Annotated in this window: 23 protein-coding genes, 3 tRNA genes and 2 pseudogenes; 6 read left to right on the top strand and 22 right to left on the bottom strand. The window is 69.1% G+C overall.

Annotation, left to right across the window (positions count from 1 at the left end):
- The first annotated feature begins 69 nt into the window (after positions 1–69).
- Positions 70–1920 carry a patatin-like phospholipase family protein gene (locus B2742_RS00825; protein WP_292061875.1) on the top strand — a complete coding sequence of 617 codons (1851 nt, stop codon included), beginning with the start codon at positions 70–72 and terminating at the stop codon, positions 1918–1920.
- 241 nt (positions 1921–2161) lie between these two features.
- On the opposite strand, the pseudogene B2742_RS00820 reads toward B2742_RS00825, so the two are convergent.
- From B2742_RS00820 to B2742_RS00745, 16 genes and pseudogenes are all read right to left on the bottom strand, one after another.
- A pseudogene (locus tag B2742_RS00820) lies at positions 2162–2587 on the bottom strand (methyltransferase domain-containing protein); the annotation flags it as partial.
- Positions 2588–2616: 29 nt separating this feature from the next.
- Positions 2617–2693 (bottom strand) — tRNA-His (locus B2742_RS00815).
- Between the two features lie 78 nt (positions 2694–2771).
- On the bottom strand, positions 2772–3518 hold the full coding sequence (locus B2742_RS00810) for a M48 family metallopeptidase (protein WP_292061872.1): 747 nt from the start codon (positions 3516–3518) through the stop codon (positions 2772–2774).
- A gap of 125 nt (positions 3519–3643) precedes the next feature.
- Complete coding sequence (locus B2742_RS00805) at positions 3644–4354, bottom strand: energy transducer TonB (protein WP_292061870.1); 711 nt, start codon at positions 4352–4354, stop codon at positions 3644–3646.
- A 14-nt stretch (positions 4355–4368) separates the two neighbouring features.
- Positions 4369–4806 carry a biopolymer transporter ExbD gene (locus B2742_RS00800; protein ID WP_292061868.1) on the bottom strand — a complete coding sequence of 146 codons (438 nt, stop codon included), beginning with the start codon at positions 4804–4806 and terminating at the stop codon, positions 4369–4371.
- Between the two features lie 5 nt (positions 4807–4811).
- The gene (gene exbB / locus B2742_RS00795) at positions 4812–5699 is read right to left on the bottom strand and encodes a tonB-system energizer ExbB (protein WP_292061866.1); all 888 of its coding nucleotides are present in this window, start codon (positions 5697–5699) and stop codon (positions 4812–4814) included.
- A gap of 381 nt (positions 5700–6080) precedes the next feature.
- A tRNA-Phe gene (locus B2742_RS00790) sits at positions 6081–6156 on the bottom strand.
- A 64-nt stretch (positions 6157–6220) separates the two neighbouring features.
- Positions 6221–6385, bottom strand: a complete 165-nt coding sequence (locus B2742_RS00785) for a DNA gyrase inhibitor YacG (RefSeq protein ID WP_292061863.1) — start codon at positions 6383–6385, stop codon at positions 6221–6223.
- 2 nt (positions 6386–6387) lie between these two features.
- A complete protein-coding gene (locus B2742_RS00780) occupies positions 6388–7422 on the bottom strand; it encodes a ribonuclease E/G (protein ID WP_292061861.1) in 1035 nt (344 codons plus the stop codon).
- Positions 7423–7432: 10 nt separating this feature from the next.
- Positions 7433–8008 carry a Maf family protein gene (locus B2742_RS00775; RefSeq protein ID WP_292061858.1) on the bottom strand — a complete coding sequence of 192 codons (576 nt, stop codon included), beginning with the start codon at positions 8006–8008 and terminating at the stop codon, positions 7433–7435.
- 10 nt (positions 8009–8018) lie between these two features.
- Entirely contained in the window at positions 8019–8240 is a 222-nt protein-coding gene (infA, locus tag B2742_RS00770; RefSeq protein WP_013269122.1) for a translation initiation factor IF-1, read from the bottom strand.
- 111 nt (positions 8241–8351) lie between these two features.
- Positions 8352–8819 (bottom strand): HD domain-containing protein, encoded by a 468-nt coding sequence (locus B2742_RS00765; protein ID WP_292061856.1) that lies wholly within the window; start codon positions 8817–8819, stop codon positions 8352–8354.
- 9 nt (positions 8820–8828) lie between these two features.
- On the bottom strand, positions 8829–9293 hold the full coding sequence (locus tag B2742_RS00760; RefSeq protein WP_292061854.1) for a UPF0262 family protein: 465 nt from the start codon (positions 9291–9293) through the stop codon (positions 8829–8831).
- Positions 9290–9769 (bottom strand): DUF2948 family protein, encoded by a 480-nt coding sequence (locus B2742_RS00755; protein ID WP_292061852.1) that lies wholly within the window; start codon positions 9767–9769, stop codon positions 9290–9292. The genes B2742_RS00760 and B2742_RS00755 overlap by 4 nt, the downstream gene beginning before the upstream one ends.
- Entirely contained in the window at positions 9759–11048 is a 1290-nt protein-coding gene (murA, locus tag B2742_RS00750) for a UDP-N-acetylglucosamine 1-carboxyvinyltransferase (protein ID WP_292061850.1), read from the bottom strand. The genes B2742_RS00755 and murA overlap by 11 nt, the downstream gene beginning before the upstream one ends.
- 100 nt (positions 11049–11148) lie before the next feature.
- Positions 11149–11376 carry a hypothetical protein gene (locus B2742_RS00745; protein ID WP_292061848.1) on the bottom strand — a complete coding sequence of 76 codons (228 nt, stop codon included), beginning with the start codon at positions 11374–11376 and terminating at the stop codon, positions 11149–11151.
- A 54-nt stretch (positions 11377–11430) separates the two neighbouring features.
- Here B2742_RS00745 and B2742_RS00740 point away from each other — a divergent pair.
- A tRNA-Thr gene (locus B2742_RS00740) sits at positions 11431–11505 on the top strand.
- Between the two features lie 61 nt (positions 11506–11566).
- Here the strand turns inward: B2742_RS00740 and B2742_RS00735 are convergent.
- The 3 genes from B2742_RS00735 to B2742_RS00725 form a co-directional block, all read right to left on the bottom strand.
- Positions 11567–12127, bottom strand: a complete 561-nt coding sequence (locus B2742_RS00735) for a hypothetical protein (protein ID WP_292061845.1) — start codon at positions 12125–12127, stop codon at positions 11567–11569.
- 49 nt (positions 12128–12176) lie between these two features.
- Positions 12177–12668: a peptide-methionine (R)-S-oxide reductase MsrB gene (gene msrB / locus B2742_RS00730; protein WP_292061840.1), complete on the bottom strand. Its 492-nt coding sequence runs from the start codon at positions 12666–12668 to the stop codon at positions 12177–12179.
- Positions 12669–12742: 74 nt separating this feature from the next.
- Complete coding sequence (locus tag B2742_RS00725; RefSeq protein WP_292061838.1) at positions 12743–14230, bottom strand: hypothetical protein; 1488 nt, start codon at positions 14228–14230, stop codon at positions 12743–12745.
- Positions 14231–14450: 220 nt separating this feature from the next.
- Here B2742_RS00725 and B2742_RS00720 point away from each other — a divergent pair, with 220 nt between their 5' ends.
- From B2742_RS00720 to B2742_RS00710, 3 genes are read left to right on the top strand one after another with little or no spacing between them, the layout of a single operon-like run.
- The gene (locus B2742_RS00720; RefSeq protein ID WP_292061836.1) at positions 14451–16433 is read left to right on the top strand and encodes an acetyl-CoA carboxylase biotin carboxylase subunit; all 1983 of its coding nucleotides are present in this window, start codon (positions 14451–14453) and stop codon (positions 16431–16433) included.
- Between the two features lie 19 nt (positions 16434–16452).
- Complete coding sequence (locus B2742_RS00715) at positions 16453–16992, top strand: DUF805 domain-containing protein (protein WP_292061833.1); 540 nt, start codon at positions 16453–16455, stop codon at positions 16990–16992.
- A 20-nt stretch (positions 16993–17012) separates the two neighbouring features.
- A complete protein-coding gene (locus B2742_RS00710) occupies positions 17013–17555 on the top strand; it encodes a DUF805 domain-containing protein (RefSeq protein ID WP_292061831.1) in 543 nt (180 codons plus the stop codon).
- Here B2742_RS00710 and B2742_RS00705 read toward each other — a convergent pair.
- Positions 17548–17847, bottom strand: coding sequence for a hypothetical protein (locus B2742_RS00705; protein ID WP_292061828.1), 300 nt, complete (start codon positions 17845–17847; stop codon positions 17548–17550). The two genes, B2742_RS00710 and B2742_RS00705, sit on opposite strands and share 8 nt — an antisense overlap.
- A 100-nt stretch (positions 17848–17947) precedes the next feature.
- Positions 17948–19264 (bottom strand): MFS transporter, encoded by a 1317-nt coding sequence (locus tag B2742_RS00700; protein WP_292061826.1) that lies wholly within the window; start codon positions 19262–19264, stop codon positions 17948–17950.
- An 86-nt stretch (positions 19265–19350) separates the two neighbouring features.
- Between B2742_RS00700 and B2742_RS00695 the strand changes: the two genes are divergently transcribed.
- On the top strand, positions 19351–20499 hold the full coding sequence (locus B2742_RS00695; protein ID WP_292061824.1) for a DNA cytosine methyltransferase: 1149 nt from the start codon (positions 19351–19353) through the stop codon (positions 20497–20499).
- On the opposite strand, the pseudogene B2742_RS00690 reads toward B2742_RS00695, so the two are convergent.
- Positions 20496–20886: pseudogene (locus tag B2742_RS00690) on the bottom strand (hypothetical protein); the annotation flags it as partial. The gene B2742_RS00695 and the pseudogene B2742_RS00690 overlap by 4 nt on opposite strands.

Here is a 20886-nt window from a genome sequence, read left to right as displayed (position 1 = left end):
CACCCTGTTGCCTGTTGCCTGCTGCCTGTCGCCTCGCTTCTCCCCACCGACTCCCGTTATCCTCCCCTGATGCCCGCCGCCCGCTCCGATCGCCTCGAAGACGCCCTGCACCGCATCTTTGAAGGCGGAAAGAACACCCGCGCCAGCTGGTTCGCCCTGACCGGCGGCGAGACCCTGTTCGCCGAAGGCGATCCCGCCGACACCCTGTACCTGTTGCGCAGCGGCCGACTGGGCGTGTTCCGCCGCGACGCCGACGAAGGCCGCCCGCCGCGCTTCATCGGCGTCATCCGGCCCGGCGAGCCCGCCGGCGAAATGGCCATGCTGGCCGGCACCCAGCACACCGCCGACGTGGTCGCCCTGCGCGATTGCGAGGTGCTGGCCCTGCCCCGCGACGCCTTCTTCGAGGCCGCCCGCACCGAGCCCGACCTGATGGTCGAACTGTCGCGGCTGATGATCCAGCGCGCCCGCGACCGGCGCTCGGGCGGCGGCGAGCCGAGCGTGTTCGGTTTCATCTCGGCCCGGCCCCGGCCGATCCGCGCCTTCGTCGAGCGGATCGCGGCGGCCATCGAGGCGGACGGCTTCACCTGCCAGGTCATCGACCACTCCGCCCTGGCCTCCGCCGCCGAATGGTTCAGCCGGGTCGAGGACGCCCACGACTTCGTCCTCTATGTCGCCGAGATGGACGAGCCCGCCTGGGCCGCCCTGTGCGCGCGCCAGGTGGATCGCGTCTTCGTCGTCGGGGCCGGTCTGATGGCGCCGCCCAACCGGCCGATGCCGCACGCCGGCGTGCTGGACGCCCAGCGCCGCACCGACCTGATCCTGCTGCGCGACCCGCGCATGGCCCGCCCCGCCAACACCGCGGTCTGGCTCGACGCGGTCCAGCCCGGCCGCTGGTTCCAGGCGATCGAGGGCGACCAGGCCGACGCCGAGCGCATGGGGCGGGTCATCACCGGATCAGCCGTCGGCGTGGTCATGTCCGGCGGCGGGGCGCGGGCCTATTCGCACATCGGCGCATTGAGGGCCCTGCACGAGGCCGGCGTTCCGATCGATTTCGTCGGCGGCTCGTCCATGGGCGCGGTCATCGCCGCCGGCCCGGCCCTCGGCTGGAGCCAGGACGAGCTGGAGGCCCGCATCCGCAAATCCTTCGTCGACAGCGACCCGCTGTCGGACCTGACCTTCCCCATGCTGGCCATGACGCGCGCGCACAAGGTCGATCGCCTGCTGCTGGAAGCCTATGGCGAGACCGACCTGGCCGATCTCGTCCGGCCGTTCTTCGCCGTGTCCACCAACCTGACCAGCGGCAAGATCGAGGTGCACCGGCGCGGACTGATGCGCCGGGCCATGCGCGCCTCCATCGCCATTCCGGGCCTGCTGCCGCCCGTCGTCATCGACGGCCAGGTGCTCGTCGACGGGGCCGTGCTGAAGAACCTGCCGACCGAGGTCATGCGCCAGATGCACGGCGGCCCGATCATCGGCGTCGACATGTCCGAGACTCGCGGTGTCGACCCCGACCTGATCGAGCATCCGCCCTCGATCTGGCGGCTGATCGTCACCGGGGCCTGGCGGCGGGGTCCGCCCATCGTCTCGATCCTGATGCGCTCCGCCACCCTGACCACCGACGCCGATATCGAGAGTTCACGCGCCGCGACCGACGTTCTGATCCAGCCCACGCCCGACGGGCTCGACATCCGCGACTGGAAAGGGTTCGAGCCGGGCGTCGCCGCCGGCTATCGCGCCACCCGGGACGCGCTGGAGAAGCTGGACGGACCCGTCACCGGCCTGCGGCGGCGGCGCTCCGTCAACGACGTCGCGCCACCAGAAACAGACGCGGGAACGGCAGCAGGGTCACGCCGTCCGGACGTGGCGGAAAAGCTTCGCAAAGGCGCGCGCCGAGGGCGGAAAGAAAATCCGCGCGCATAGCCGGATCGTCGAGGGCCGTCAGGATGGGACGAAGCGCCGTCCCCGTCATCCATTCCAGCACCGCATCGGCTCCGCCCAGGGCGTGCAGATAGGTCGTCGCCCAGATGTCGATCCCGTTGCAGGCTTCGGCCAGCACCTCGTAATAGACTTCGGGCGAGAGCAGCGGGGCGATGGTCTCGACCCCGGCGAGCCGCCCGGCCCACGGCCCTTCGGCCGCGGTCGCCCGCATCAGGGCGTGATGCCGGGTCTCATGGGCCATCGGCATCTGCACCGCCAGCACGCCGCCCGGGGCCAGCGCGCCCGTCAGCCGCCGCAACAGGGCGGGATGGTCGGGCAGCCAGTGCAGGGACGCGTTGGCCAGGATCAGATCGGCCGGCGTTTCGGGGCTCCAGCCCGCGATGTCGCCCTGACGCCAGTCCACCCCGGCGCCGTGGGAGCGCGCCCGATCCAGCATGGCGGCGCTGGAGTCCAGACCGTGCACCACCGCGCGCGGATGCCGGCGCTTCAGCAGGGCCGCATGCTGTCCGGCCCCGCAGCCCAGGTCCCAGATCTCGCGCGGCTCGAGGTCGCCGGGCAGGCGCAGCAACAGGTCCAGCGCGGCGCGATCGCGCTCGGACTCAAAGCGGCTGTATTGTTCGGGGTCCCAGGCGGGCGGCGCGTCGGTCATGCCAAATGACGCTTCCACGGGGTGGGAGATGGTACCGCCTCTCAGGCTTGAACTGAGGACCTCCGGTTCCACAAACCGGCGCTCTAACCAACTGAGCTAAGGCGGCGCGATCAACGCGAGCGGCGTATCTACCGGGCCGCGCCCGCGCGATCAAGCGACCCGGCGGGAATATTGCGCGGCCGGCTCAGCGCCAGCCCCGGCTGGCGATATACTGTTCCAGCGCGGCGATGCGGCTGGCGTCCGACGGGTGGGTCGAGGCGAACTCCGGCGCGCTGCCCTGGCGCTGCGCCGCCATCAGACGCCACAGGGCCACCGCCTCCGAAGGCCGGAAGCCGGCGCGCTGGAGATAGTCCACCCCCAGCCGGTCCGCCTCCAGCTCGTGGTTGCGGGAGAAGGGCAGCAGGAGGCCGAACTGGGCGCCCAAGCCGCCAATCGCCCCGGCCGCTTGGGCCTGATCCCCCGCCAGCCCCTGACCGGCGCGAATGGCGGTGCTGGCGAGCGCGGTGGTGGAATAGCGTTCGGCCGCGTGCCGCGCGACGACGTGCCCGACCTCGTGCCCCAGCACCGCCGCCAGCTGGTCGTCGTTGCGGACCAGCGACAGCAGCCCGGTGGTGACCCCGATCTTGCCCGAGGGCAGGACGAAAGCGTTCGGGCTTTCACTGACGAACAGGGCGTAGTCCCATCGGCGATCCGTGAGACCCGCGGCCGCGACGATCCGGTCGCCCACGCGCCGGATCCGGGCGTTGGCGGCGGAGTCGGTGGAAATCCTCTGGGTCCGCAGGGCCTCCGCCCACGCCGCTTCTGACTGCTGAACGAAGGCGCTGTCGTCCACGATCAACAGCTGGTTTCGGCCAAGCGCCTCATTGTAGGCGCAGCCTCCCAGCAGGCCGGCGGCGGCCAGGATGGCGATGGTCACGAGGCGGATCTTCATGGGGCGGTCTCTCCGGCAAAGGTTCGGGGCCTCAACGCTTGAGGCGGCTGGAATGCTCCCGGCCGCAAATGAAAACGCCCCGGAGGCGGACCTCCGGGGCGTCTTCGTCAGGTGTCTATTCCTGTTTAGTCGGTCACGAAGGTCATGTTGAACGTGACCCTTGCGCCGACCGCCGCGCCGTCAACCTCGCGAGGCGAGACCCGCGCGCGACGGGCTCCGGTGAGAGCCGCCTGGCCGAAACCGGCGCCGGCGGGATCTTCCGAGAGCACCTGGCAACCCGACATCGAACCGTTCGGATTCACCGTGCACTCAAGGCTGACCCGACCCCGTTCAATGCCGCGTGATGCGGCCCGCTCGGGGAACTCGGCCGTCGGCTGACGCGACCAGCTCGGGTTGCGGATCACCGAAGGACGCGGCGGAGCCGGAGGCGCCGGAGGCGGAGGCGGGCCGGGGACGATGACGGGGGGACCCGTATATTCGACCCGGTCTTCCTTCTTGGTCGGCTCGATCGGCAGCGTCACCGGCGGCGGCGGCGCGTTCGGAACGACGACCGGGGGACGCACCTGCAGCTTGGGCGGCGGGGGCGTGTCGGGCGGCGGCGGCGGTGGCGGCGGCGGCGGCGGCGGGATCGGTTCGATCAGCTCCACATCGACCGAGTCGTCAGAGTAGTTGATCTCTTTCAACTTGAACGTGGCGTTGATGAAGTAGATCGCCAGGATCGAGAACAGGATGCTGACGACCAGGATGCTGACCAGGAGCACGCCGGGGGGAACCCCGAACAAGCCCTTGCGCTTCGGTGCGTCGTATCTGGAACGGTGATATTCAATGTCTGTCATGATCTCACCGTTTCCTACTGAGCATCCGTATCTTCACCGACCAGGGCAACGCTGTAGAAGCCGTTGTCCTGCAGCGAGTTCATGACCTGCATGAAATCGCCATATCGGGTCGTGCGGTCGGCACGAATGAAGATGCGTTCGTCGGCGGGATTACGCCGGCCGATCTGCGCCGTCAGCTCCGAACCGATCTGGTCCAGTTCAACCGGGGAGTCGCCGAGGTACGACTGACCATTGCTCTGGATCGAAATATAGATCGGTGTCGGCGGGTTCGCAGCTAGCGGAGCGACGGCACGCGGCAGTTTCACTTCCACGGACGGTGCGGCAAGAGGGGCCGCGACCATGAAGATGATGAGCAGAACCAGCATGATGTCCACGAACGGCGTGACATTGATCTCGCTGTTCTGCTCAACGGTGTATTTGCCGCCGCCGCCGCCTGAAAGTTTGGCGGCCATCGAGCTTACGCTCCCTTGTCGAGGTTACGCGAGATGGCGTTGGTCAGCTCGGCGCTGAAGCCGTCCGAACGGGTGCCGTACGCCGAGATGCGGGTGTTGAAGTAGTTGTAGAAGATAACGGCCGGGATAGCGGCGAACAGACCGATACCGGTGGCCAGCAGCGCCTCGGCGATACCGGGGGCGACGACGGCCAGGTTGGTCGTGTTGGTGTTCGCGATGCCGATGAAGGAGTTCATGATCCCGTAAACGGTGCCGAACAGACCGATGAACGGACCGGTCGAGCCCACCGAAGCCATGAACTGCTGGCCGCCCGAGAGGCGCTTGGCCAGGCCGGCCTGCACCGCGGAAACCGCTTGCTGGGCGCGCATCAGGGCCGAGTCGGCGTGATCGCCGGTGACCGAGAGACCCGCCTGACGCGACAGTTCGATTTCGTCGGTCGCCGCGGCGGCCATATCGGCCAGCGGGTTGCCGTCGAACTCGTCCGACGTGGCCACGCGGCGCATGTCGGCGATGGTGCGAGCCTGGCGGAAGGATTCCAGGAACTGGTCGGTGCGGCGGTTCAGCGAGCCGAACTCGAAGATTTTGATGAGCAGCAGAACCCAGGTGAAGATCGAGGCCAGGACGAGGCCGATCATCACGGTCTTAACGACCGGGTCAGCGTCCATGAACATGCTGGCCGGCGTCATCTTGCCGTGGTTTTCACCACCGACGACGGCGGGTTCAGCCGGAGCGGCTTCTGCGGCGGCCGGAGCGGCAGCAGCCGGAGCGGCGGCAGCAGCGGCCGGGTCGGCGGCGGCGGCGGGGGCATCCTGCGCGAGAACCGGCGTGCCGGCCATGAGGACGCCAGCGGCGGCCATGGCCAGGAGGATGTTGGTCTTCTTGATATCGAACATAGTTCGCCAGTTCCTGCTGTTTGGTCTGACTTGTGGAACCCAAAAGAAACGGCCGCAGACGACGACCGCCCTCGATGAAATTCTTGTCCGCGGATGACAGGGTTAAGAGACCCCGGTCCTTGGAACGCCTTCTGACGCTTCCGGTTGCCAATGTGGCTCCCGGCGCGGCGCCGACGAACAGGGAAAGCGTTTTCCCCGGCTCCATCAACTGCCCGCGAAGGAACGCGGTCAAGCTCCTTTGGCGAACGCATAACAGAGCGTCAAGTGCGGGACGGCGCTTTTCCCCTAGCAAGGGAGCCAGCGGGTCCGATGCCGAGGATTCAGGCAGAAAACGACATTTTCATGATGGCCGCGCCCGACTTCCCGGCTCGGGAAGGGCGATGGTGCCTGGGGGCGGATTCGAACCACCGACACGCGGATTTTCAATCCGCTGCTCTACCAACTGAGCTACCCAGGCGAGGCATCCGCCCGCGCGAGGGGGGGTCTATAGGCGAGCCGTCCGGGGGTGTCCAGCCGTCTGATCAGTCTTCGTCCCGGTCTTCCGAAGCCGCCTCGTCGACGCTGTCGGGAATGACGTAGCCGCCGCTGAACCAGCGCTGCAGATCGACGTCGGCGCAGCGCTTGGAACAGAACGGTTTGTAGGCGTCGACCACCGGCTTGCGGCGGCAGATGGCACAGGTCGCCATGGTCAGCCCTCTTCCCAGGTGAAAGCGCCCGGCGCGACGGCCGGATCAGCGTTGAGATGGGCTCTCGGCCCCAGCCGCGCCACCAGCGGACCCGCGAGCGCCGCCTCGTCCGGGGCGCAGCGCAGGGTGATCCGCGCGACTGTGGTGTTGGACAGCAGACTGTGGCGCAGGCTCCGCGCCACATCCTGCGCCCGCTGCTCGGGACGACGGCGGCGGTCAGGGCCGTTGAGGATCTCTTCCAGCGGGGTCCGCCGCCACGGCAGGGCCAGTTGCAGCACGCCGAACCGGTTGACCGGGCCGAAGACCACATCCGGATCGCCGCCAAACGCCTGTTTGGCCGCCGCCAGGACGACGTCGCCGTCCTCGCCGGACCCGATCAGGTCAATCGCCACAAGACCGCCCCAGCGTTTCAGCCGGATCATCCGCGCCGCCGCCTGCAGCCCCTGCCGATTCGCCCGCGTCCGCGCCGCGGCGCCGAAGGAAACGCCCGGCGCCGGCGACAGGTCGAGATCGACGGCGATCAGCGCGCGCGTGCGCTGGACGATCAGATCCAGACCGGTGTCGGGAAACAGCTCGCCCGGCCAGCCGGCCTCTTCCTCGGCGTCCCGGCCGGCCTGGATGGCGGCCGCGCCGGTGACCGGCGTCGATCCGGGCGCCAGCCGGGCCAGGGTTTCGACCACCGTCGGGCCCGGCGACAGCAGGCGCGGCGCCCCCTCCCCCGCCCCGATCAGGCGAAGAGTCGGTCCCTTGCCCTCGCGCGGCTCGGCCGAAACCTCGACCTCGACCTTCTGGCCCGCGGCCAGCCGGTCCTGTCCCCGGAACGGCAGGAAGCCGTGCACGATCGGTCCCAGATCGACGAAGGCGCCCTTCAGGCCCGGATGCACCTCGGCGATCCGCCCGACGCAGCGCGCGCCGAGCCGATGTTCGGCGACGTCGTCCTCGCGCTGGATCAACAGGTGTTCGAACCGGCCGTCCCGCACGACGACGCCCCGAACCTCGCCCGGGGTGTCGTCCAGAAAGACCTCCACCTCGCTCACCGGACCGGGCTCACGTCCGCCAGCCGGCGCCGTTCAGCAGATTGACGGTCTCGAACAGCGGCAGGCCCATGACCGCCGGATAGCTGCCGACCAGCCGGGTGACGAAGGCCCCGGCCCGCCCCTGGATGCCATAGCCGCCCGCCTTGCCGCGCCATTCGCCCGAGGCGACATAGGCGGCGATCTCGGGATCGGACAGGACCTTGACGCTGACCCGGGTGTCCACCACCCGATGCCGGGTCTGCACCCCCGCAGTCACCGCCACACCGGTGAAGACCCGGTGGTTGCGGCCGGAGAGCAATTTCAGGAACCGCACGGCTTCGGCTTCGTCGGCGGGCTTTTCCAGCAGCCGGCGGCCCACGGCCACCACGGTGTCGGCGGCCAGCACGACGGCGTCGGGCGAGCCGGCCGCGACGGCCTCCGCCTTGGACACGGCCAGCCGCGCGGCGAGGCGTGACGGCGTCTCGTCCTTCAGCGGGGTCTCGTCGATGTCGGCGGGTTCGATCCGGTCGGGGGGGATCCCGACCAGCGCCAGCAGTTCGATGCGGCGCGGGCTGGCCGAGGCCAGCACGAGTTCAGGACGCGACAAGCGCGCGCCCTTACTTGAAGCGGTAGGTGATACGACCCTTGGTCAGGTCATAGGGCGTCATCTCGACCAGAACCTTGTCGCCGGCCAGCACGCGGATGCGGTTCTTGCGCATCTTGCCGGCGGTGTGGGCGATGATCTCGTGGTCGTTGCCCTCGAGCAGCACGCGGAACGTCGCATTCGGCAGCAGTTCGCTGACGACGCCGGGAAACTCGAGCAGTTCTTCCTTAGCCATGCGGCCTCTCGCGCCCTGTGAATACGAGTCAGAACGCGCGCCGGGCGAAAGCGCGCGTTGTTAAGGAGCGGGCGTATGCCTGAAAACGGCGGGTTAGTCGAGGCGTAGGGCTCAGTAAGCCCGGTCGAGCCGGTCCCAAGCCACTGCCGGAACGAATGGACGGACCGCCGACTCGAAAGCCTCGCGCTCGCCGCAATAGCGCAGTCTGTGCTTGGAACCTGCCGGAGCCGCTTCCACGTTTGCGACGCGGTCGGCCAGTTTGACCAGCGCGGCGTCGGGATAGGCTTCAATCTTCCGATAGATGGCTGCCATCTTTTCCGCGCGAGCGTCACCTTCCGCGGTCACGGCCCAGACAAGATCGGCGACGCGCGGGCTAAACTGGTCCGCGATCTCAGCGAAACGAGTCGTCGTGTCCTCCAGCGTGTCATGCATCCACGCGGCGCTGATCAGTTCCGGATCGTCCGTCCAGCCGCGAATGACTTCGACGACCGCTTCCAGATGCCGTTCATAGGGCTGATCCTCACCGTAGATCTGGTCGCCATGAGCGATGACGGCGAATGATCGAGCCCTGTCCTGCATACGTGTCTTCTATCCTCTGCGGTACAGCGCCGTCACCAGAGTGAACAGCCGCCGCGACGTCTCGTGGTCGATGGTGATCTTGCCGTCCAGCCGCGCCTTCAGCAGTTCGGCCCCCTCGTTGTGCAGGCCGCGCCGGCCCATGTCGACGGCCTCGATCTGGGCCGGGGAGGTGCCGCGCAGGGCCTCGTAATAGCTGTCGCAGATGGCGATATAGTCCTTCACCACCTTGTTCAGCGGCGTCAGCGACAGGCCGTGGACCCGGTGGAAGTCCGGTCCCGTGATCTCGAACGCCAGCCGGCCGTCCACCAGCGCCAGCTTCAGCGCGTAAGGCCCGCCCGCCGCGCCGGCCGGCTCGAAACTGTTCTTCTCGACCAGGTCGAAGATGGCCACCCGCCGTTCGTGCTCGATCTCGGCGGTCGCCGCCGGAAGCGTCACGGCGTCCAGCTCGACCGAGGCGAGGCGGTGCTCGCTCACGCGGATTCCGCCGGCTGGTCGAGGTGGGCGGGGGCCAGTTTGGCGGGCCAGCGCTCCGACAGGTCGGTCAGCACCGCGTCCAGACATTCCACGTCGATCCGCAGGTCGCCGCCGGCGGCGAACATCAGGATCACCCGGCCGCCCGGAGCCTCGCCGGGTTCGAAATCCATGGCCAGCAGCTCCAGCGCGCTTTCCGGCAGGCGCGGCAGGCGCCGGCTCTTGACCGCCACCACATCGCCGAACTGCATCGCCGCCATCACCCGCGTGCCGCCGCACTCCCAGCAGAAGCGGCTCAGCTTCAGCGTCACCCGCCGCGCCGACCGCTCCCAGACGATGTCCACCGGGCGCAGGATGGCGTCCTGCAACGCCGCCGAGATGATGTGCAGGTCGTCCGCGTCCTCGGCCAGCAGGCGCAGCGGCTCGACCGGCGCAGGCGCCGCCGCTTCCGCCTCGCCGGTCTGAGCCTCAGTGCTCATTCGCATCGTCCTTGATTCGGCGGATCTCGGCCCCGCAGGCGCTCAGCTTTTCTTCCAGCCGTTCGAAGCCGCGGTCCAGATGATAGACCCGCCCGACCGTGGTTTCGCCCTGGGCCGCCAGGCCGGCGATCACCAGGCTGACCGAGGCCCGCAGGTCCGTGGCCATCACCGGGGCGCCGTGCAGCTCGGGCACGCCCTTCACCACCGCCTCGCCGGCATGGACATGGATGTCGGCCCCCAGCCGCGCCAGTTCCGGCGCGTGCATGAAGCGGTTCTCGAAGATGTTCTCATGGATGACGCTGTCGCCCTCGGCGGTCGTCATCAGGGCCATGAACTGGGCCTGCAGGTCGGTGGCGAAACCCGGATAGACCTCGGTCGCCACATTGACCGCCTTCAGCCGCACCGCCGGATCGCGTTTGACGATCACCCCGTCCGCCGTCGGGGTCACCTCGACCCCGGCCTCGATCATCTTTTCGGCCAGCGCCGTCATCAGCTCGGGCCGCGTCTTCGTCAGCCGCACCTCGCCCCCGGCCATGGCCGCCGCCACTGCGTAGGAGCCCATCTCGATCCGGTCGGGAATCACCGACCAGCTCGCCCCGCCGAGCGAGGTCACGCCGGTGATGGTCAGGACGTCGGTGTCGATGCCCTCGACCCGGGCCCCCATGGCGGTCAGGCAGCGGGCCAGGTCGCCGATCTCGGGCTCGCGCGCGGCCTTCCTCAGCACGGTCACGCCGTCGGCCAGCACCGCCGCCAGCAGGGCGTGCTCGGTCGCCCCGACCGAGACGAACGGAAACTCGATCTCCGCCCCCTTCAGCCCATGGGGCGCGCGGGCGATGACATAGCCCTCGTCCAGTTCGATCTCGGCCCCCATCGCGGTCAGGGCCTGCAGGTGCAGGTCGACCGGCCGGGCCCCGATGGTGCAGCCGCCCGGCAGCGACACCTTGGCCTCGCCGGTGCGCGCCAGCAGCGGCCCCAGCACATTGAACGAGGCCCGCATCTGCCGGACCAGATCATAGGGGGCGAAGGTCGAGGTCAGGGTCGCCGCGTGGAACAGCGTCTCCTGCCCCTCGGCGCCGTCGCGCTCGGAAACCTCGACGCCCAGCTCTTGCAGCAGCCGGCCGAGAAATTTCGTGTCCGCCAGCCGCGGCATATTGGTCAGCAGCAGCGGCTGATCGGTCAGGATCGCGGCGGCCATCAGTTTGAGGGCGGAGTTCTTGGCGCCGCTGATCGGAATGCTTCCGTTCAGCCGGGCGCCGCCGGTGATGGCGATGCTGTCCATGTCGTCTCTTGCGACCCCGTGCAGGGCGCAAGGGGGGATCGGCTATCTAGCGCGGACCGCTGGTCTTGCGAAAGGCCGACATCCGTCCGGCCGATGACATTCAGTTGCTCGGCTTTGCAGCCTTGCCGACGCGACCGGCCGCCTTGCGGCGTTTCAAATTGTCCCGCAGAGCCGTGGCCAGCCGCTGGGCCCGCGCCGTGGCCGGGGTTTTCGGCGGCGCCAGGGGATCCGGCAGGGTCGCCGGCAGGTCGGGCCGGGGCGATACGGTCTTCGACTCATCCATGCCTTGATGAGAGCCCGCGCCGAACTTTTCCGCAAGCGGGTGCATTCTGGGCTTCCCCCTTTGTCCCCGGTTGGCTATAGGGCCGCTTCCTCAGAACAGGCCGCCGTAGCTCAGTGGTAGAGCGCATCCTTGGTAAGGCTGAGGTCGTGGGTTCGATTCCCCCCGGCGGCACCATCTCTGAAGACAGACAGGGCGGAGCTTTCAAGGCTCCGCCCTTTTCCGTTCAGGCGTCGGATCAATCGGCGGCGGCGCGATTCGGCGCGGGCTGTGGATCACGCCGCGCCCGCTCGGACCGCGCCTCGAAGGCCGCAAGGCCGGCCCGGGAGGAAACCCGGTAGCCGCGGTCGTCATAGGTGAGCGGGCCAAAGCCGCGGTCGTATCCGTAGCCGTCAAATCCGTAGCCGCCGTATCCATAGCCGTTCTCGACCTGGCGGTAGGTGATATCCAGCCGGCCCGTCTCGCCGATCGGCAGCGACACCGCCGCGCCGTAGTCCAGATAGCCGCCGGTGCCGACGCCGAAGCGGACCTGGCCGTGCATCTTGCGATCGTCCATCGGCCCGTCCGCCGCCTCGGCCCACAGTTGGTCGGCGGTCGAGCGCGTCGCGATCCAGCGGTCGATCTGCTCATCGGTGGACAGGCCGTGCGGCACGGCCTCCTGCGCCGCGCCCGCCGTCGACGGCGCGATCGGCCGGGCGGTGGCGGTCAGATCGACGGTCGTCGCCGGCGCCGTGGCGACCACCCCGTCCTGTGGCGAGGCGACCAGGGCGGCGGCCAGCATCAGTGCGAATACAGCCATGCGTCCAACTCCACTCCGGATGTCACCCTAGCCTCAAATGCGGCCAAGGTCAGGCCGTGCCGTCGCCCCGCCCGAGGGGGTCCGGCAACCGCCCGCCCTCGGGCACGAAGGCCAGGGCGACGGAGTTGATGCAGTAGCGCAGGCCGCCCGGCCCCGGGCCGTCGGGGAACACATGACCCTGGTGGCTGTCGCAGCGGGCGCAGCGCGTCTCGGTGCGCGTCATGCCGTGCGAGCGGTCGGTGATCGCCCTGACGTGGGCCGGATCGACCGGTTCGGTGAAACTGGGCCAGCCGGTGCCGCTCTCGAACTTGGTCCCCGTGCGAAACAGCGGCAGGCCGCATTCCCGGCAGCAGAACACCCCGGCCCGCTTCTCGCCCAGCAGCGTGCCGCAGAACGGGGCCTCGGTGCCGTGCGCCAGCAGGACCCGCTTCTCTTCCGGGGACAGGTCAGCCTCCAGCGCCATGCGCTGGCTCTCGCTGGGCGGCGTCAGGTCATAGCCGGACGGGGATCGGAGGGCGGTGGCGATGTCTGGATCGGTCATGGCCCTGAAATAGGAAGGGCCGGACGAGGGTTCCACCCCGCCCGGCCCTGTCGATGGTTCGACGTCCCGTTTCTTTACTGGAACAGAGCTCCGACCCAGGCCCGCACCGCGGTCTCGTCAGCCGGGTTGCCGGTGTAAACCAGGCCCGCCGCCGGGGTGTAGGGCTGGTTGTTGGCGCGCGGACGCGAGGTCCAGGCCTTGTGACCGTAGCTGAAGTCCGAATAGTTCGACGGCAGACGCATCACGGTCGGCTCGACGAAGATCGAATCGGTGGCCGTGGTCGAACCGGCGATGCGCACGTTCGGCAGCTTGGACAGCAGGTCCAGGGTGTCGAGGCAGCCGCCCGAGCAGCCGGCGTCGACCAGAACGATCACCGGACCCTGCACCGGATTGGCGGCGCCGGTGTCTGTCACGGCCGGGCGGCCGGCCAGGGTGAAGGTCGGACGGCCGGCAGCGATGGCGGCGTCATAGGCGGCCACGATCTCGCGCGTTTGCTCGATCACCGGCATGGCTTCCTGCACGAACTGCGGGTCGGCCTCCATCCGCCCCAGGGCCGAGGCGTACCAGTCGCGGTTGCCCTGGGTGGCGCGATAGGTGATGTCGCCGGCGGCCGGCTGGCGGCTGACGGTGAACTCCGGCGTCCAGATGCGGTTGGCCAGGCCATAGCCGCGCGCGGTCGAGGAGTTCTCGCCCGAGCCCGAGGCGGCGCGCAGGTCCAGCACGAAGCCCTGCGGTCCGCGCAGGGCCGTGACCTGGCCCTCGATGGCGGCGTTGAAGGCCGGCCAGCCGGCGTCGGCGAAGGTGTGGACGTGCACCCACGGCCGGCCATTGACCGTCTCGACCGCCAGCGGCGTGGCCGGCGGCATATAGACGGTGGCGCGATAGGCGGCCTCAAGGTCGCCCGCGACGACCGGGATCGGCCGGATCTGGATATCTCGCGGGCGGCCGCGGCCGGACTGGAAGCTGCACTGCGACGGCACGCCGGTGGCGAACGGATTGTTCCGGTTCCACATCAGATAGGGGGCCGAGGTGACGCGGCCGGCCTCGGTCTCGAGGTTGCCCTCCCAGCGGTCCAGTTTGGCGCGAGCGAAGTCCTCGATCGGCGTCAGATTGCATTCGGTGACCACGTCGCCGACCCGCGGCGCGCCGCGCGTGCCCGGCTTCACATAGGTCACGACGTAGCGGCCGTCGCGCCAGCCGGTGGTGAAGCCCGGCCAGCTGATGCCGAAATAGGGTCCCGCGCCTTCCCATGTCGGATCAACCCGGATGTTCGAGTCGCGGAAGCCGCCGGCGTAGTAGCGCAGCAGATAGGCGTGGCTGTCGCCGCTGTTGACCTGGCCCACCATGCCCAGGGCTTCCTGCAGGCCCGTGTCCAGCCAGCCGCGGAAGGTCTGGCTGGCCGCCCCCGGAACCGCCGGCGCCGGATGGTTGGCCGCCAGTTCGTCGTGCATCTTCTGCATGTCCTGCCGGGCCAGGGATCTGAAGTCCTGGGCGACGACCGGGCTCGCGCCCACAACGAGCGTCAGGGCGGCGGCGGCGGCGAAGGTAAGCATTCGGGACATCAGGTCAGGCTCCGGGCCAGTAAGCGGGACAGGGACGGGATCAGAATGATCGGGCGGGGATGAACGGAACTGGAACGGGGTTAAACCCCATCGGAACCGCCCTTGCCAACCCCATACCCGGCTCAGGTGAACGCCCCTCCGGTTTACTCCCGCCGGATCGCGGCCTAATCGGGGCGGTCCCTTCACGCCGCGATCACGTTCGCTTCAGATTCAAAGACGCATGTTCTCCAAAATCCTGATCGCCAACCGCGGCGAGATCGCCGTCCGTATCATCAAGACCTGCCGCCGCATGGGCATCGCCACGGTGCAGGTCTATTCCGAGGCCGACGCCGGCTCGCTGGCCGTCGAAATGGCCGACGAGACGGTGCTGATCGGCCCCGCGCCGGCCGCCCAGTCCTATCTGCTGGCCGACAAGATTGTTGAAGCGGTGCGTCAAACCGGCGCGGAAGCCGTCCATCCCGGCTTCGGCTTCCTCAGCGAGAACGCCGGCTTCGCCCGCCGTCTGCGCGACGAAGGCATCGCCTTCATCGGGCCGAATCCCGAGGCCATCGAGGCCATGGGCGACAAGATCAGCTCCAAGAAGCTGGCCGCCGAGGCCGGCGTCTCCACCGTCCCCGGCCACATGGGCCTGATCGAGACCCCGGAAGAATCGGTCAGGATCGCCAACCAGATCGGCTATCCGATCATGATCAAGGCCTCGGCCGGCGGCGGCGGCAAGGGCATCCGCGTCGCCCACTCCGACGCCGACATGGCCGAGGGCTTCGCCGCCGTGAAGGCCGAGGCGCTGAACGCCTTTGGCGACGACCGCGTCTTCCTCGAGAAATTCATCATCGACCCGCGCCACATCGAGATCCAGGTGATGGGCGACAAGCACGGAAACGTCGTCCACCTGTTCGAGCGGGAATGCTCGATCCAGCGCCGCAACCAGAAGGTCATCGAGGAGGCCCCCTCCCCGCTGCTGGACCCCGAGACCCGCGCCGCCATGGGCGCCCAGGCCGTCGCCCTGGCGAAGGCCGTGAACTACGACAGCGCCGGCACCGTCGAATTCGTGGCCGGTCAGGACAAATCCTTCTTCTTCCTCGAGATGAACACCCGGCTTCAGGTCGAACATCCGGTCACCGAACTGATCACCGGCGTCGATCTGGTCGAACAGATGATCCGCTCGGCTTGGGGCGAGAAACTCGCGTTTGAACAGAAGGATCTCGCCATCAACGGCTGGGCTATCGAAAGCCGCATCTATGCCGAGGACCCCTACCGCGGCTTCCTGCCCTCCATCGGCCGCCTGATCCGCTACGAACAGCCGGACGAGGGCGACCAGGGCGACTACACCGTCCGTAACGACTCCGGCGTCCGCGAGGGCGACGAGATCTCCATGTTCTACGACCCCATGATCGCCAAGCTGTGCGCCTGGGGCGAGACCCGCGACGCCGCCGTCGACGGCATGGCCCGGGCCCTGGAGGACACCCACATCCACGGCGTCGGCCACAACATCCCCTTCCTCGCCGCCGTCATGGACCAGCCGCGCTTCCGCTCGGGCAATATCTCGACCAGCTACATCAAGGACGAGTTCCCGGACGGCTTCCACGGCCTCGCCCCCGACCGCCGCCAGACCGACATCCTGATCGCCTCAGCCGCCGCCATGAACGAGATCGCCGCCGAGGCCTCGGGCGACCCCTCCGGCCGCACCGACTGGATCGTGCTCATCGACCGCGAGGCGCACGGCGTCAGCCTGTCCTATGACGACGACGAGGCCCTGACCCTCGACCTCGCCGGCGAGGACCGCGCCCTGCAACTCAGCGACATCGACTGGCGCCCCGGCTTGGCCCAGTTCCGGGCCGTGCTGGACGGCGTGCCCTTCACCGCCGAGGTCGCCCGCGTCGCCGACGGCTTCACCATCCGCACCCGCGCCGCCAAGGCCCGCGTCCGCGTCCTCAGCCCGCACACGGCCGCCCTCTACGCCCGCCTGCCGGAAAAGGTCGCGGCGGACACGAGCAAGCTGATCGCCTCCCCCATGCCCGGCCTCGTCGTCGCCATCCCGGTGACCGTCGGCCAGGAGGTCAAGACCGGCGAGACCGTCGCCATCATCGAGGCCATGAAGATGCAGAACATCCTCAAGGCCGAGCGCGACGGCGTCGTCAAAGCCGTCAGCGCCGCCGCCGGCGATCCGGTGGCGGCGGACGACGTGCTGGTGGAGTTCGAATAGGGCCTGATCGGGGGGACCAATGCCGCTGAAAGACCTGCTGTTCGGTTTCGAGGGCCGCATCCGCCGCCGCGATTGGTGGATCTGGTCGATCGCCGGCTCGCTCGCGTACATGGCGGTCATTCTGGTCGTCGGCCTGGTGCTGTCCGGCGGGCGGTGGGATGAGCTGGACGCCCTTCTTGCAGGCGGCTTCGGCCAGAGTTGGCAAACGGCGGCGTTCGATTTCGCCACCTTCCTCCCCTTCTTGTGGGTCCAGACGGCGCTCGCCGCCAAGCGCGCGCACGACCGCAACGTCGGCGCGGCCGTGGCGATCGGCCTGACCATCTTCGCCGGACTGTTGACCCTGCTCCCCACGCCGGTCGATCTCCTGGGTTCGACCCTGTCCGATGCCGACTTCAATTCGTTGGTCCAGGGTCTGACTCTCGTCAGCGGCGTCGCCAGCTTCTACCTGCTCGTCGTCCTCGGCTTCCTTGACGGCACGCCCGGCCCGAACCGCTTCGGCCGCTCGCCCAAGGGCATAGGCGGCGATCCCGCCGACAAGGCGGCCGAGGTGTTCAGCTGACGGCTCCCCGCCTCACCCCCATGCGATGGAGGTCGATCCTGTTCGGGTTCGAGGGCCGGCTGCGCCGTCGCGACTGGTGGCTGTGGTCCATCGCGGTTGGCGTCGTTCAGGTTCTGACGACAGAGATCGCCAACCTGCTGTTGTTCGGCCCCACCCATTCGTTGCTGGGAGGGACGGGACAGGCCGCCGCGCAGCGCGCGACGGACGCCGGCCCGCAATTGATCCTGTGGGTTTCTGCGCTGGTGTTCCTCTGGCCTTGGCTGGCGCTGGCGGTGAAGCGCGCGCACGATCGGAACGGGTGGGGCGCAGCGGCCGCCGTCTGCCTGCTGATCTCCATATTCCGCATGCCGCCGAGCTTCTATGAGAACACCGAGGCGCGTCTGGACGAGGGCCTGCTCGCCTGGGGTCCGATCATGGTCACGGCCTCGGCCCTGATCGCGGCCCAACTCTTTCTGCTTGTCACTCTCGGCTTCCTCGACGGAACGAAGGGACCCAACCGCTTCGGCCCGTCGCCCAAGGGCGCGGGCGGTCCGGCCGACAAGGCGGCCGAGGTCTTCAGCTGAGACTGTCCCGGTTGCCCTCTTCGACCGGCCGCATGAACCGAAGGCCCGGCAGTAGTGGGTCGCTGTAGCTGAACCCCACGACCTCGCCGGCCCCGTTGCGGTGGAAGCGCGCGATCATCGATCCCCGCCGGAACACGTCGGGCGACGCCGCCGCCAGCTCCAGCCGGCTCAGCGAGCCGCGCCCGAAACGCACGGCCACCCCGCCGTCGCCGGCCGTCACCTCGGCGGACGCGCCCAGGGAGCCGCTGTCGTAGCGGCCCGCATAGTCGCGCAGGTCGGCGGGCATGGGCATGACGTCACCTCGGGCAAGCGGAGCCCGCACCCTGCCCGCGCCGCCGGTGAGCGGCATGAGCGAACCCTGAGGCTTCGCTGAATTCGCCCCCGAACCCCGCCTACGCCGCCGTTCCCTTCGCATAGGTCGCCGACAGCCGCCGATAGTAGGTCGAGTTCCAGGCTGCGACCGTCGCGATCAGCCCCAGCACGCCCGCCACCGTGAACACCAGCGCGATCCCCCGCTCCGGCCCGGTCCCGTACCAGCCGCCGATCGCCTCCGCGCCCCAGCCGTCCGTCATGAACGGGATGAAGACGAACTGGGCCAGCGGCGCGATCAGGAAGGCCGTCAGGGGCGAGGCCGCCTGTTCGACCGACTGGGCAAAGCCGAACACCCGCCCCTGTCGCTCGAACGGCACCACCTTCTGCAGCGTCGTGTGCTCGGCCGCCTCGGCATAGGGGCCCAGCAGCATCCACAGGAAACAGCCCGCGCCCAGCAGCACGATCGACGACTGGATCGTGAACACCCCCGCCACCGCCCAGCAGGCCACGTTGACCAGCATCAGCGTCCGCAGCGGATTCCGCCCCAGACCGGTCCGGGCGATGATGATCCCGCTCAGGATGAAGGCGGTGGACACCACCGCCCACAGCAGCCCCCAGGCCTGCACCGGCATCAGCGACAGGCCGTAGGCGTCCATCAGCGCCATGAAGACGCCGCCGAGGAAATTGTTGAACGTCGCGAACAGGATCAGGGCGAACAGCCCCGGCACGGCGCCGACGACCCGCATCGTCCCCTTCAGGTCCACCCGCCCGGGTCCGGCCTGGCCCGCCGCCGCCCGCAGCGCCTCCGGATCCGGCTCGTCCACTGCCACGAACCGCAGGTGCAGGAACACCACCACCGTCAGCCCCAGGGCAAAGGCCAGCGTCCACAGCATCCCGCCCCAGGCGACCAGCAGGCCGCTGATCACCGAGGTGGTCAGAAACCCGATCCCGGTCACCATCCCGACCAGTCCGTTGGCCCGGTCGCGCCGGTCCTCCGGGATCAGGGCCGTCACCAGCGTCGGCAGGGCGATCGAGCGGATGTTGCCGGCGATGACGCCCAGCATGGCCACGCCGATGAAGCCCCAAAGCCACGGCCCCGCCAGCTCGGCCAGGGCGCCCTCGGGGGCGGCCTGATGCACGGCGAAGGCGACCGCATACAGCGCCAGGGACACCAGGCTGGAGCCCAGCATGACCCGCTTCTTGCGGTGATGGTCGACCAGACTGCCGAACCAGATCGCCAGCCCCGCGGTCAGCACCAGATACAGGCCCGCGATCATCCCGGTGGCGAACACCGAGCGCGTCTCCAGAAACACCCAGAAGGTCAGAGCGAACCAGACGGTGAAATTGGTGATGTTGGCGACGAGGTTGTTGACCAGCAGATGATGAAACGCGGTCATGGCGGCTATGCCTTCCGAATCGCGGCAGAGGGGAACATGGGACTCTACCGTGCAAAACGACGCCCCTGAACGAGGACCCCGCCGCCATGGCCAGCTTCTACGAGTTCTTCGCGGGCGGCGGCATGGTGCGGGCCGGACTGGGACAGGGCTGGGACTGCCTGTTCGCCAACGACTTCGATCCCGGGAAAGGCTTTGCCTACCAGGCCAACTGGGGGACCGGCGGCGAGCTTCACATCGGCGATGTGAACCACATCACGGCGGCGGACCTGCCCGGCCAGGCCGACCTCGTCTGGGGATCCTTCCCCTGCCAGGACCTTTCCCTGGCCGGCGCCGGGGTCGGCCTCGGCGGTGAGCGTTCCGGGGCCTTCTATCCCTTCTGGCGGGTGGTCTCAGGCCTGGTCGCCGACGGCCGGGCCCCGAAGATCGTGGCGGTCGAAAACGTCTGCGGCGCCCTGACTTCCCACGCAGGCAAGGATTTCGAGGCGATGTGCCGGACCTTCGCCGACGCCGGCTACCGTTTTGGCGCGATGGTCATCAACGCCGACCTGTTCGTGCCGCAGTCCCGGCCCCGGCTGTTCGTGATCGGCGTGCATGACGACGTGGTCGTGGACGAGGCGCTGCTGGCACCCGGACCGCTGGCGCCGTTTCACACACGCGCGCTGTGCCGCGCGGTCGACGCCCTGCCGGACAGCCTGGCCGCCAGAGGGGTCTGGTGGAACCTGCCCACGCCGGAACGCCGCGTCGAAACCTTCGCCATGATCATCGAGGATCAGCCCGACAGCGTCGTCTGGCACACGGCCGAAGAGACCGCGAAACTGCTGGCGATGATGTCGCCCCTCAACCTCGCCAAGGTCGCCCAGGCCCGGCGCGCCGGACGTCGCATGGTCGGCGGCGTCTATCGCCGGACCCGTCGCGACGAACAGGGCGGCCGGATTCAGCGCGCCGAGGTCCGCTTCGACGATATCGCCGGATGTCTGCGCACCCCGGCGGGCGGTTCCAGCCGACAGATCATCCTGGTCGTCGACGGCCCGCGCGTGCGGTCCCGATTGATCTCGTCGCGGGAAACCGCCCGGCTGATGGGCCTGCAGGACAGCTACAAACTGCCCCGCAGCTATAACGCGGCCTACCACCTGACGGGCGACGGCGTTGCGGTCCCCGTCGTGCGCCATCTGGCCCGCCACATCTTCGAACCCATCGTGCAAGCCTCCCGCGCGGTCCGGACCGAAGCCGCCTAGCGTCCGCGCAGCATATCCCCCCAACGCCACGACCCTTTGCCCAGCACCAGCCGCGGGCCGCCCGACACGTCGCTGAACGCGATCAGCACCAGCCCCCGCATCGGCTGGGCCCGGCAGTCGTGGGGCGCGAAGGCGACCTCCATGGCGATGGCCTGGCGCACCCCGGCCAGACCCGCGCCCGCCTCGCCGGGGTTGCGGATCCACTCTCCGTCCCAGACCAGCAGGGCCTTGCCGGGACCGACCTCGCGCTGGGCGCGGGCGACAGCCGCGCGAACCTCGGGGTCCTCGCGCAGGGCGTCCTGCAGCCAGCCGACCATGTCACAGCCGCCATCCCCGCCGCCCGATCCGCCGGCGGCTCCCGCGCCCCCGCCGCCGCCGCGGCCGCCC

This window comes from Brevundimonas sp. UBA7664, from assembly GCF_002483305.1.
Taxonomy (GTDB): domain Bacteria; phylum Pseudomonadota; class Alphaproteobacteria; order Caulobacterales; family Caulobacteraceae; genus Brevundimonas.
This window is presented reverse-complemented; position numbering and strand designations above follow the sequence as displayed.